The organism is Levilactobacillus sp. (assembly GCF_022646225.1).
GTDB lineage: Bacteria > Bacillota > Bacilli > Lactobacillales > Lactobacillaceae > Levilactobacillus > Levilactobacillus suantsaiihabitans.
In genome coordinates, this window is record NZ_JALCJA010000001.1 from 499,479 (window position 1) to 512,118 (window position 12,640).

Annotated in this window: 8 protein-coding genes; 1 reads left to right on the top strand and 7 read right to left on the bottom strand. The window is 57.5% G+C overall.

What is annotated here, in order from left to right; genetic code table 11:
- Positions 1 to 116: 116 nt before the first annotated feature.
- Positions 117 to 974 (bottom strand): methyltransferase domain-containing protein, encoded by an 858-nt coding sequence (locus LKH74_RS02365; protein WP_287707767.1) that lies wholly within the window; start codon positions 972 to 974, stop codon positions 117 to 119.
- Positions 961 to 2,145, bottom strand: a complete 1,185-nt coding sequence (locus tag LKH74_RS02370; protein WP_287707766.1) for an AI-2E family transporter — start codon at positions 2,143 to 2,145, stop codon at positions 961 to 963. Before LKH74_RS02370 ends, LKH74_RS02365 begins: the two co-directional genes overlap by 14 nt.
- Positions 2,146 to 2,267: 122 nt before the next feature.
- Between LKH74_RS02370 and LKH74_RS02375 the strand changes: the two genes are divergently transcribed.
- Positions 2,268 to 2,897 carry a copper homeostasis protein CutC gene (locus LKH74_RS02375; protein WP_135368479.1) on the top strand — a complete coding sequence of 210 codons (630 nt, stop codon included), beginning with the start codon at positions 2,268 to 2,270 and terminating at the stop codon, positions 2,895 to 2,897.
- A gap of 314 nt (positions 2,898 to 3,211) precedes the next feature.
- On the opposite strand, the gene LKH74_RS02380 is transcribed toward LKH74_RS02375, so the two are convergent.
- From LKH74_RS02380 to LKH74_RS02400, 5 genes are all read right to left on the bottom strand, one after another.
- On the bottom strand, positions 3,212 to 4,084 hold the full coding sequence (locus LKH74_RS02380) for a hypothetical protein (RefSeq protein ID WP_287707765.1): 873 nt from the start codon (positions 4,082 to 4,084) through the stop codon (positions 3,212 to 3,214).
- Positions 4,085 to 4,105: 21 nt separating this feature from the next.
- On the bottom strand, positions 4,106 to 7,309 hold the full coding sequence (locus tag LKH74_RS02385) for a CapA family protein (RefSeq protein WP_287707764.1): 3,204 nt from the start codon (positions 7,307 to 7,309) through the stop codon (positions 4,106 to 4,108).
- A 199-nt stretch (positions 7,310 to 7,508) separates the two neighbouring features.
- Positions 7,509 to 9,353: a hypothetical protein gene (locus LKH74_RS02390; RefSeq protein WP_287707763.1), complete on the bottom strand. Its 1,845-nt coding sequence runs from the start codon at positions 9,351 to 9,353 to the stop codon at positions 7,509 to 7,511.
- 772 nt (positions 9,354 to 10,125) lie between these two features.
- Positions 10,126 to 11,922 carry a hypothetical protein gene (locus tag LKH74_RS02395; protein WP_287707762.1) on the bottom strand — a complete coding sequence of 599 codons (1,797 nt, stop codon included), beginning with the start codon at positions 11,920 to 11,922 and terminating at the stop codon, positions 10,126 to 10,128.
- Positions 11,919 to 12,638, bottom strand: coding sequence for a glycosyltransferase family 2 protein (locus tag LKH74_RS02400; protein WP_287707761.1), 720 nt, complete (start codon positions 12,636 to 12,638; stop codon positions 11,919 to 11,921). The genes LKH74_RS02395 and LKH74_RS02400 overlap by 4 nt, the downstream gene beginning before the upstream one ends.
- Positions 12,639 to 12,640: the final 2 nt, after the last annotated feature.

The window sequence follows — 12,640 nt, forward strand, 5'->3', positions numbered from 1 at the left end:
ACTTGTCAGCCACCAACAGTTATTCGCTGATGTCGACCGCCAAACGATTTCTCATCGATTAATATAACACTGTCCTGTGAGGTTCACAAGCATTTTTTATCAAAAAATTAAACGTTTTACTTCACGCCCTCAGCGGTTAACAGCGTCACGTCTACCGTGATTTCTGGGAACGGATTGGCCTTGACGGCGGCCAAACGCGCTTCGTCAGCACCCCAGTGCATGGGCGTCATCAACATTAGGTCAGCAAACAATTCGGCGGGGACCGGGACTTGGTAGCGAATCCGCTCGGCCGTGGCCGTTGGGTAGTGTTGCCGGAACAGGTCCAAAACGTTGCTGTTGTCGTAGCTCGCGTGGGCACTGTCCGCCGGGAAAATGGCGTGGCGCAGTTCGATCAGGTAGTCCGGATTGGGAATCACCTTTAATAACTGGCCACCCGGCGCCAGCACGCGGTTGAACTCCTGGTAGGCTGACGGAGAAAATAAGTCGAGAATCGCCGTAAACTGGTGGTCCGCAAACGGCATTTGCGCCAGGTCGGCAACGCAGAAAAAGGCGTCATTCGCCAGTTGCGTCGCCAGGTTGATGCCCGGTTTGGACAAGTCAAAGCCCACCGCAACGTCGTGGTGTCCCGCCCGGCGATGGAGCACGTCATCTAGTGGCGTCCCCTCCCCACAGCCGACATCGAGAATCGTTTGCGGACTTGCGGGTAATTTTGCCGCAAAGGCTGCCGTGATGCCGGCAAACAACCCGGCCTGTAGCATCCGTCGTCGCGCAGCTAACATGGCGTTGTCATATTCACTGGCCACGGCGCGCTGCATAAAGTACAGCGTCCCCTTCTTGGATAGGTCGACGTTATGGCCGTTGGGACAAACCAAACTGTGGCCGTCCACGCTGGCATACGGGGTTAAGCACACCGGGCAGCGAAAGAGCTGGGTGTGTGCCGCCAAAAACTGCGCGGCTTGATCAATCTTCTTCATGCATGTCTTCTCCTGTTTCTGTCTTGACTGGCTGGACGTCTTCGTAACCGCCAGCAAATTGTTGGTACCAATGGAATATTTCGGTGGCAACGACGCGGATCACGGCGTACCCGGGAATTCCCAGGACCACGCCTAAGACGCCAAACGCCTTGCCGGCAATCAGTAAAATAAAAATAATCGTCAACGGGTGAATCTTGAGCGAACTGCCCAAGACCAGTGGCGAAATGATGCGGCCTTCCAACGTCTGCTCCACGATGAAGACAATCAGCACCTTCACCAGCATCCACGGGGAGATAATGGCCGCCACCACGACCGCCGGGATCATGGCTAAAAAGGACCCCAAATACGGCACCAAATTTAGCACCCCGGCGACAATACCCAGCAGCAACGCAAATTTCAACCCAACGATCAGGAACCCGACGTAAAACAGCACTGCCACAATAAAGGCGACCACCAATTGACCGCGGACGTAGTTGCTGACTTGCCGGTTCATTTCCCGCAAGAGCGTCACTACCGACGCCCGCCGCCGAACCGGCAGCAAACGGGCCAGATAATCGGGTAACTGATGACCGTCGCGCAAGAGGTAGAATAAAATGAACGGCGCCGTCACGACCGCCACCACAATGGACACGACCCGACTGACGATACCACCAACCGAGCTGACGGTCGTTTTAGCCAAGCCGGAGATGGCCGAAGACGAGCTGGCCGACAGCTGTTGGTTGAACTGGTCGAGTTGGTCCCGAATCCCGTCTAAGCGGTCATCCTTGAGCCACTGCAGGCTGGTCTGAGTCATCTGATGCCAGTAATGGGGCCACTCCGCCAGCAGCATAGTCGTTTGCTTTTGCACCATGGGGATCACGCTAAGCACGCCCCAGGCGATGAGTAGCGCCACGATGATAAACAAGCCAATGATGGTCCAACTGCGGCGCACCCCCCGGCGCTCCAAGCGATCGACCACCGGATTCATCAGGTAGTAGCCGATGCCGGCCAAGATCACGGGTAACCCCAAGATCTGACCGACCAGCACAAATGGCGTGGCGAGCCACGGGACTTTACTTAGGACCAACAAAATGAGTAAAATAAGAAGCGTGATCGTTAGGATAGAAACTAACCGATTGTTCACGACCCAGTTCCAAAACCACGAACGATGTTGCTTGGATTCCGATTTCACGGGCGTCCCTCCTAAAAGTTTTGGGGTGGCATCTGCCAACCCATCAGCATTGAATTGAGTGGATATATTGTACCATACTGTTAGCCGCTTTGCGTTAAGCAAGCGGAGAAAGGACGACGATTTTGCTATTAGTTGAACCGTTATTAGAAAATTATACAGACCTCCCCGCAGCCATTCGGGCCGGGGCTAAACGCGTGGCTTTGGCGGATAACCTGGCCGTTGGGGGTACCACCGTCAGTAAGGGGGTCATGGCTGAGGCCGTGCGTTACGCTCACGAACACCAAGTCACCCTCGAGCTGGTCATTGCCCCACGGGGCGGCATAGCGCCTTACAACGGCGTCGAAATCAAGATGATGGAAGCCGACCTGCTGGAAGCCCAACAACTCGGTGTCGACGGTGCCATTCTCAGCGGACTGACCGCGCAACACCAACTCGACGTTGAAGTCCTCAGCACCTTGATTGCGGCGGCTGGCGGCATGACCTTGACCTTTGGCACGGCCTTTGACCACATTCGGCCCCAAGACCGCGGCACGGCCATGGACTGGCTCGCCAGTCAAGGCGTGGATCACGTGCTAAGCACCGGTTCGGCCAGTGACGACCGCATCGCCGACTGGACCGCCAGCAAGCGCCTGGCCGATGCCGACGGGCTGACGTTGATCCCCGCTAACGTCACCGCCGCAGACGCCAGTGACGTCGCCGATAAGCTCGGCGTCAACCTGGTCTATGGCCCGGCGGTTTTAACTCTGGACTAGTGGAACTGGCCGCCTGACCGTTCGCTAGCGATGAGTTGGCACGCTGAGGGCGGACGGGTCGCGCCAAAGAACGGTCTCGACGCCTCGCTTTGAACCGCAGAACTCGTCTCAAAGACGCCAATTGCCTAACCCAAATAAATATGCAGCACCCAAAAGGACCTGACTGGTGGATTGAAGTTGACCAGTCAGGTCCTTTTTTGCGCGAACGCCCTTCAACGATGAGTTGCCGTGTGGTTGTTAACCGCTCAAGGAACCGCATTTCCCGAGGAGTTATCGTTGATGCATCCCGATGTTCGCATGCCCAAATAAATGCGCTATTTCGTTGACACCTGACCCGCGTGCACGTGAACGACGACCGGGTGTTGTGTGAAGACCCAATCCGCCAATCGTTGCGGGCGTTTCCAGCTCAGTGCGGCTAAGGCCAGGGCCGCACCGTCCATTTTCGTGCTGGTGATGCCGTGACGGTTGGCTTTCGGGGCCGCGGCGCCCACGGACCAGTAGCCCATGACCTCCGCACCGATTTTGCCGTGATCAAAGGCGTTGGTCCCTCGCGAACCGCCCGCCAAACTGGGAATGCCCAGGGCATGGCCAATCTCTCTAATCAAAACGGCCTGTTGCCAATCGGCCTTTTCTGTCGCTGATAGGCCCGACGAGCGCCAGTTTTGCGGGTAGAAAACCATCCCCTGGCGATCATAGGTCTGGCCGCCCAGCGACGTGTCCTTCTTAGCCGGTTGGGCATCGTGGATCACCTCGTCGCTGCGTTTCGCCGTATCGACCACCTGGACGATGCGTTGGCCGGCCAGCCGATTCCAGAAGGTCGCTGCCGCGCGAACCTTGGCCGGCGTCATCAGCTTAGAGGTCGTGTACAGCTGTAAGGTCGCGTCCGCTCCCATAAAATTACTGATATTGTCCTGACCCACCCGGTAGTGGTAGGTCGTCGCGGCCTGGTCGAGGCTCCAGTTACCGGTGTAGCGTGTGCCATGTGTCAGTGCGGTCAGTTGCCGCATCTGCCGCGCCGAACGCATTTTCTGATTCAACAGGCCGTCTTGGGTGGTGTAGGCCCGCGACCGCTGGTAGTAATGGTTATTGCCAAACATCCCGCGGTACATCCGACTCATCCCCCACATGGCACCGCCAATCAGGAGGGCCAGCCCCAACCAGACGCCGAGCCACTTCACTTTTTTCATGACGCGTTCCCCCCTTGACCGCTAAAACGGGATGACCACGGCAGAGATGCCATCCTCGAGCTGGGTCGTCGCAAATTTCGGGCCATCGGTCGCTACGATTTGCGCAAAATCGTCGGCCGACACGAAGTCCGGTTGCCAGAAGGTCTGGCGGTTATCCGCATAGATGGGACACCAGTACAGCCGCCGCTCAGCTAGGTTCAACCGGACAATGGCGGCGTATGGCGGCACATCACGCTTCTTGAATTCACCGTTGTTGTTGAAAACGCCGTTGCCAATGCTGTAGAGCACGGGCGCCGCGCCGATGTAGGTGATGGGCTGCAGCCGGTGCGGGCCGTGGCCGATGATGATGTCGGCCCCCGCCTGAACCAACCGGTGCGCCGTTTCGCGCTGGGCGGGCTTGACGTCGCCGTAATCCGTCCCCCAATGGGCGCTCACTAAGACCAGCGCACTGGGATGGGCCTGCTTGTAGCGGCGAATGTCTTGTGCCATCAGTGTGTCCAAACAGGCCACCCCCGCCCGATTGGCTCGTGCGTAAAAGTCAAAGAGGTTCTCCGCTGGATTGCGGTACCAGTAGCCGTTGAACAACGCCACCTGCTGGCCGTCGTAGTCCAACGTGACCACGCGGCGCGCATCGGTGCGGTCCACCCCGCCCCCCACGGTCGCGATACCAGCATCGTGGAAGGCCGCCAAGGTGTCCGTCAACGCCGCTGGACCGTAGTCGTTGGCATGATTGTTCCCCAGCATGGCCAGGTCAAAGTGGTGCCGCTGGAGTTCCGCTAGCGTCGGCTGCGCCCGGGCGTCCAGTACAAAGGGTTTCACCGCATCCAACGGACTGGCCCCCTGCGCAAAGACCGCCTCGAAATTAAATAAATTGTACGCGGTGGGACTGAAGAACTTGCCAATCTTTTCAAACGAATGCCCGTAACCGTATTTCTGTAGCGCATCCGGCTGGCCGCGGTGCTCCCGCCGACGGGTATAATCCTCGCCAAAATAGGTATCGGCCAGCAGATTGATCACGGGCGTTTGCAGGGCTACCGTGGTGTTGGCCGGGATCAACTGAGCACTATCCGCCTGGGCATCGACCCAATCGGCCATCAACGCGTCCGTAGTGCTGAGGTGCGGACTGTTGATGAAGGCCACCGCGTGTTTGCCCTGCTGGTCTTGGGTGAAGAACAACCCAGACTGTTCCTGCCAGTCGTTGAACAGCGAACCGGCGATCTTGCCGGTCTTAAATAGCTGTGAGCGTTTGTGATAAAAATGCCCGTTCACCATGATCTGTTGTGCACTCAACAGGCTGAAAACACCATTGGGCAAGCGGGTAAAGGCTTCGCCAATTTTTTCCAGGTCCGCCAAGTAGGTGCGTTGGGGTCGCTTGGTCGGCCGGCCCGTGACGTTGGCCACGGTTTGATCCGACAAGCCTAGCTGGGCAGCGTGACGCTGGAGCGCCTGCACAATTTGCCGGCCGTGCCGGCCGTACAGATGCTCAGCCAGGTTGGTGATGACGTCTGGTGCCGAGGCGACAATGGCGATCGTCAGTAGATCAAACACCGTGTACGCGGCCCCCTTGGCCAGGCCCACCTTGTGGCGACTGTGGTCTTTGGGCATCGGGTTGGTGATGGTCAGTGCATCCGTCAACTGCAGCTTGCCGGCCGCCAGTTCCTCCATAACTTTTAAAATGATCAGGAGCCGACCGACCCCGTTGCGACTGTAGGCTTGCGGTTGGGGCTCACCAATGCTCATGGCAAAGGCGCTGGCCGGCGTGGCCTCATAGTCCAGATTGGCCATCAGGTTATCGGCGATGCGGTCGATGGAGCTGTTACGACTATCTCCCTTGATGAAGATGACTAGGTCCTGGTCCGCCGTCTGAGCAATCGCTCGGGTCACCGCCCGGGGCGTGGTAAAGTAGCCGCCATAGCTGGCAAAATCAGCAGCCGGAATGACCCAGTCCATCTCGGGCCCATAGGTGTAAAACTGATCGAAGTTGGCCTGATTCAGGAGTTGAGTCACTTCCGTGTGGGTCTTGACCGAAATCTTGCGCAGGTTGATCACCCGGCCCTCGATAAAGAGCTTCTTGGTGTGGGGCGTCACCTGGTAGTGCTGGGCATAGTGAATAAAGTTCTTGATCGACAACAGTTCCGCGTTGTGGGTATCGTCCACGATGGTGATCTGATGACCATTAGCGACAAAGTGGTGGACCTTGCGGGTGCTGGTCTGCGCACATTTTTCACTAAAGTCCAGCAAGATGGCGGGCGTCAGTTGCCCACCCAACAGGTGGTAGGCGGCTAAGGCCCCCACCATGTCGCTGACCATGCCCTCATCCAGCCCCGTGGCGTCAAGCTGACCCAGCCGAATGCCGCGGTGGACCAGCGTTAATTGGCCATGGGCATCGAGTTGGCCAGCGTAGTCGCTGTCTGGTGTCAGCCCGTACGTGACCAAGTTTTGCGTGTAACGATGCACAAAATCAGTGACCTCATCCAGATTGTGAATGGCCGAGTTGACCAAAAATGGCGCCCCCGGCTTTAAACTGGCGCCCATCCGGGTCTTGACGTCCGCCGTCAAGCGAGCGTCCCATCCTTTTTGCCCAGCATCGACCTGGGTCAAGACGGCCAGGTCAAAAGCAATCAGCGCGGCAATGCCGATCCGATCCTGACCAGGTTCTTGGTAGTTAAGGGCCATGGCGGCCAGCTCCAAGACGTTGTATTGACTCTGCTCAACGTTGAGCGCCTGAATCTTTCCGCTGGTCCGCGAATTGTGATTGCCCACGGAACTCACGGTCGGCCCCAGGTGTTGGAGGAGATAGGCGATCAAAGTCTTGGTCGTGCTCTTGCCCACCGATCCGGTCACGCCAATGTTCTTGCCTTGATAAGCCGGTTGGATCACGCGCACCAATTTTTCCATCGCCTGATAGGCGTCGGGTACCTGCAGCTGTGGGACCGAACTCGTGGGCACGGGCCGCTCGACGATGGCCATCTTGAGGTAGTCTTGCAAGGCCGCCACTCGGTCGTGATTGTCCTTAAATGTGTGCAAATACACGCCCGAGTTGCCCGACCCGTGTTGCCAGTGCTCTAGCGACATCGCGAACAATAGGTTATTGGCGCCAATGTCGCGGCGAATCTCCCCGCCGTAGAGCCCGTAATGCTGGATGGTCGCCGTTTCATCTTGCGGGGCAACGACCCATTTGCCACCTACAATCTCTTGTATCTGTTGCATCGTCAGCTGTGCCACGTGAATCCCTCCAAATCAAATCTTTTCTTAAAAATAATATTGATGAAACCAGACGCCTGAGTCAGCCAGGGTTCCACCTGCTATGGGGAAGCGCCTCCAGCCTGAGGAGCGGTCTTCCGGCTCGCTTGAAAGCCTGGCAAAGCCCGCCAGTCTCTCAAGTCGTCCTGCGCTGTAGGTTGAGAAAAAACCTCAGCCAACACTAGATCAACTGCCAAGAAATCCCATAGCGATAGGCGTACTCGTAATTCCGGTAACGCCCGTTAAATAGCGGTTCCAGTTGCAACCAGTACTTCGCGTCGTGGGTGACCTCCAGGGCCATTTCGATGACGCGCTGCCGGGCTGACGTTTGCTTGGTACCCTGCCGCTCGGCAATGGCCTGATCAAAGAATTCGATCAGCGCCGCAGAATCGGTGACGATTGCTTGAAATTCAGTGAACTTACCAGGTAAAAATCGTTTAAACACAAATTTCACTTGCGCGGTCGCCGTCGCTGGAATCTGCTGGTGATGTTCGACCAAGTACAGATAACGGGCCAGGCAATAGGCCGCAATCTCCGCATTCATGCGGCCGTGGCGGACGTGAAAGCTGGCAAAGAAATCGTTGATGCGTAACACTTCGGCCGTCGTCGGCCCATCCAAGAAGCCCTGCCGCAACAGGCGTGTCACGGTCAGAATGCTGAAGCGGTTATCCGTTCGCGCGCTGCTCATCAGGTAAGCCGCGGCGTTTTCCGGAGCGATGTTGTGGTCACGCCAGTAGCGGTAGAGCACGCGATTGGCACTGGTGCTTTCGGCTAGCTGTTGCCACAGCGCGTCTTGGTCCGCCGCGCTGATGCCAGGCAACTGGTAGCGCAACGACTGGGTATAGGTCGGCGACTGCGGCTGCAGGTCCCCTTGCTGGATGCGCAACCAGGCATGGGACGAAAATTTTCGATTGGCCGCAAACGTCTTTAGTTCCGCCAACTCCGCGTCCGTGATCCGGTCCAAAGTTGCCGGTGATAGCGCCGCCATGGCCGCCAACACATGCTTGGTCGCCGCGTCTTGTACCGCCGGCTGCGGGGTTGGCTGAGCCGATTTGCGTTGCCACCAATGCCGATTAACCGGTGTTGGCGCCACCGTCTGGGACATGAAGGCCGTTAGAATCTCTTGGGAGTTCAAGGTCACGCCCAAGGCATCGTGCACCAGGTGCTTGCCTTGCCCAGAGTGAAAAAGGTCGGCAAATTCGATGGGCAACGTCACCGGTCCTAATTTCGTCGGATCCGGCAAGCTGCCGATGCGAAAATGTAGGGCCAACAAGCCGAAGTAGGCCGCGTAGACGCGCTCGAAAAATTTCGGAAACGCCGTGCCACCGTTCGTGGTATAGGTCTTCAGATCCGCCAGCAACGGGTAGAAGTCAATGACCCGGTAATAGTCGCGGATGACCGGATAGTCCCGGATGAACGGGTAAATGAAAAATTGAATGTTGGCGACCAGCCCGCGCGTGAAGGTGAAATCAGAAATGTCAAAGTTCACCAGCTTGCGGACGTCACGGCTGTACCCCATGAATGCGAAATCCGTGAATTGTAGGATGCGTCCCGTCCGTGCCTTGAAGATGGCGATTTGATGGTCGAACACCCGCGGCAATTGAGTTATCCCCGTGGCTTGAGCTCGGTCGCTCACCAACGGCAACGGGTCCGGCTCAGCCAGCATGGCGATCAGTTTTTTGGTCGCCGGCAATGCCCGGTCCGTGCGCGTCTTCAAGACGATGGCCTCCGGCGGGATCCGGTCCAACGCCGCTTGCATCTGCTTGGCCTGACGCCAATAATTCACGGAGTTGGCTTGCATATTGCCCACCAGCCCCTCATTGGTTGGCGACTGGATGACGTCCACGTTGTTTAGGGCCAGGTGCATTTGTAAATCCCCTAGCCCGTCAAATTCATGGACCCACGTGCTGACCACGATGCCCTGAATGATGCCTTTTTCCCGGCAACGCAAGAGGTAATCCATGATCAGACTAAAATCCACTTGGTCGCGGATGGTGCCACACACCATCGCCCAAACCGTACGCATACAACCGCCTCCCATTCTCTTTAAATAACTTCTGAAGGTTGAAAAACAAAAATCAGCTGGAACTAGTGTTAGCATGCGACTCATAGCGTCAAAAATTGTCGTTTTCAGCCACATAATTTGAACTGGTCGCCTACCGTTCGCCAAATATGGGTTGGAACGCTGGGGCGGACGGGCCGAGCCAAAGGACGGTCTCGACGCCTCGCTTTGAGCCGAAAGTCGCGTCTCAAAGACGCCAGTTGTCTAAGCGGCATGAACCGCGCCGCTAAGACAACTCCCACGGCTGAACCCATATTTGGCGAACTCTCGGCTACGGTAGTGCGTGTTAATAACAGTTGCCTTAGCCCCAGGTGGTAGCTACATTGACGACTAGTCTTTAATTAAACACAGTGTTGCTAATAGACGTCAACTTGCCGGAGGCAGCCAGGGTGGAGCCAGCTGTGTCGGCGGTGTTGGCTGAGGTCCTTTCTCAGCCTACAGCGCGGGACGACTTGAGAGACTGGTGGTCTTTGCCAGGCTTTCAAGCGAGGCGGAAGACCGCCCCTCAGGCTGGAGCCGTTCCCCAGAGCAGGCGGAACCCTGGCTGACGCAGGCGCCCGGTCTCACCAATTGTAGGTGTCAAAACACCGCTGTTACGGCAATCAGCGTGTTAATTTCACTTTCAACCTTCAGATAACTTGTTACTGCCCGCCTACCGCGGGATTGACAAACTAGCGCCTATAGCCAGTCAACGCATCAGGTAGCCTGCTACCATCGCAGGCAATGGTCTTCCTTATCAATCTTGAACCAGCAGCCCCTGTTCAACGGCGTAATCGTAAGCCTGCCGATTCAGTGGTTCGTCGGCGGTGAACAAGGGTTGGAGCTGTTGCCAATAGCGGCGTTGGCCCGTGAGTTCTAGGGCTAGCTCGATCAACCGGCGGCGTACGACTGATTGGTGGTCGGCCGTAGCCTGCTGGATATCCTGGTCCAGAACCGTTGTCAACTGGTCGATTGGCTGGGTCAACGCCCGTTTGAGTGCCTCACTTTTGGTCGGCGTGAGGTACCGCCGCAGGCAATAGTCGACCTGTTGCATTAATTCTGCTGGCAGCGCCAGACCCTGCTGGTGGAGGTACATCACCCGATTCAAGACGTAACCCGCGACGTGCACGTTGCCGCCACCGTGTTGCCGGACCAATTTGGCCTGGGTGTTGGCGACGCGTAATAACTCGGCAGTCTCGTGTGCATTTAAATACCCCCGCCGCAGGAGTCGCGACATCATCAGGATGCTGCGGGCCTGGCCGTTCTTGGCACCGCTGGCTAAAAAGGCGGCCGCATGGCTCGGCGCCACCGCGTGCGTCACGACAAATCGTAACAGTGCCTGGTCAAGATTGGCCGTCGTCGTACACGTTTGCCACAACTCGGCCTGTTCCGCAGCCATTAAGCCGGGAAACGGGTAGGCCAATGACTGGTCGTAAGTCGGCGGTTGCGTCGTGAGCACGGCTGGCTGCGCTTGCACCCAAGGAACGGTTGAAAAATCCTGCCGCTGGGCAAATTGTTGCAGGTCCGCTACTTCACTGGGCGTGGCCCGCTCAAATAGCTGCGGATCCACTGACCGTAGCAACCGTAAGACCCGCCGCGTCGACTCGTCGACCTGCCAAGTTGGCTGATCCACGAAGGCCGCGACCACCTCACTGCTGTTGATCATCGTGCCCAAACGATGGCCGGCCAGGTGGTGCTGGTGACTTTCGTGAAAGAAATCCGCTAAGTTAATGGGCGTCATCACGGCACCCAAACGTTCCGGCTGGCCCGGCACAATCCGAAAATGTGTCGCCAAGATCCCCAGGTAAACCGCGTAGAAGCGCTGCAGAAATTCCGGAAAGGCCGTTCCCCCGCCGCGCGTGTACCGGTCCAACTCGGGAATCAATTTTTCAAACCGGATGCGCCGCTCGTAGTCCGTCACGATGGGATAGTCCCGGACAAAGGCGTTGATAAAGAAGAGCATGTTGGCGTTGAGATACCGGTTGAAGGTCATTTCCGGTACCGCAAAGCTCAGCAATTTCCGCAGATCCGCGCTGTAGCCCATGAACGCAAAGTCCGCAAACTGAAAGACCCGGTTGGTGCGGGGGTGAAACGCCGCAATTTGATGACCCAAAACGGCCGGGAAATGTGCGAGGCGGTGCTGGCGTTTGGCCTGGGCCACGGTCGGTAACGGGGTGGGCGTAGCCAACAAGGCCAGCAATCGACGGGTTGCCGGCAAGGCCCGGTCCGTGCGCGTCTTGAGCACGATAGCGTCGGCCGGAATCACGGCCAGTGCCCGTTGCAATTGGGTGGCCTGCCGCCAGTAATTGACGGCGTTGGTCTGGATGTTGCCCACCATCTCGTCGATGGGCGGCGTCTCAATGATGACCACCCCGTTGGCCTGCAGCTGGGCTTTCAACGGCGAATCCGACGCAAATTCGCCCTGCCAAGTCGACAAGACGACGCCCTGCAACTGACCCGCCGCTCGCGCCTGGAGCAGCAAATCCACGATCAGTCGCACGTCCAACTCGTCGCGAATCGCGCCACAAACGGCCGCCCATACCGGTGTCTTCATGATGGCTCAGCCTCCTTGAACACCTGCAATTCCGCCGGTGTCCCCAACACGTGGACCGTCGCCACCGGAATATCCTTGATGGTCACGTGCGCGTGATTTTGTAAAAAGTAGTGATAAAACGGGGCCACGTAAGTCTCGCCGTACTCGGCAATCACCGCCGGCGCGAAGTCGTGGTACAACTGCAGGAAGTCTTGGGCCCGCTTGAAGTAATAGAAGCCCACGGACGCATGGTCGGAGACCCGCCGCTTTTCCACGACATCCACGACGCGTCCCTGATCATCGACCTGCGCGAAGGACCAATGATCTCCCGGTGCCGTAAAGGTCGTCAGGTGTCCGTCGGCCTGTGCAAAGTCACTCGGCAAGATCTGCCCCGGTTCCACGTAGGTGTCAATGTTATAAATCGCCAGGCTATCCGTCGGGTCCAAGACCGCTTGCGCCGCCATTACCGTGGAGCCCTGGCCGGCCGTGAGCTGATCGACTTCTACCAGCTGGTAATCACGAATGCCGGTCTGCGCAATCAACCGGTTTAAATTGGCGCGTTGATACTGACCTTGGCGCACCACAAAGATGAATTTTTCAGTCGTAAATGCCGTCAAGGAGCGCATCGCCCACTCAAAGAGGGTCTTGCCCCGCACGACGATCTCGTGTTTGGGGACCGTGACCCCGACTTGCTTGAAGCGCGACCCCTGGCCAGCCATCGTAATCACAATTTGCACGC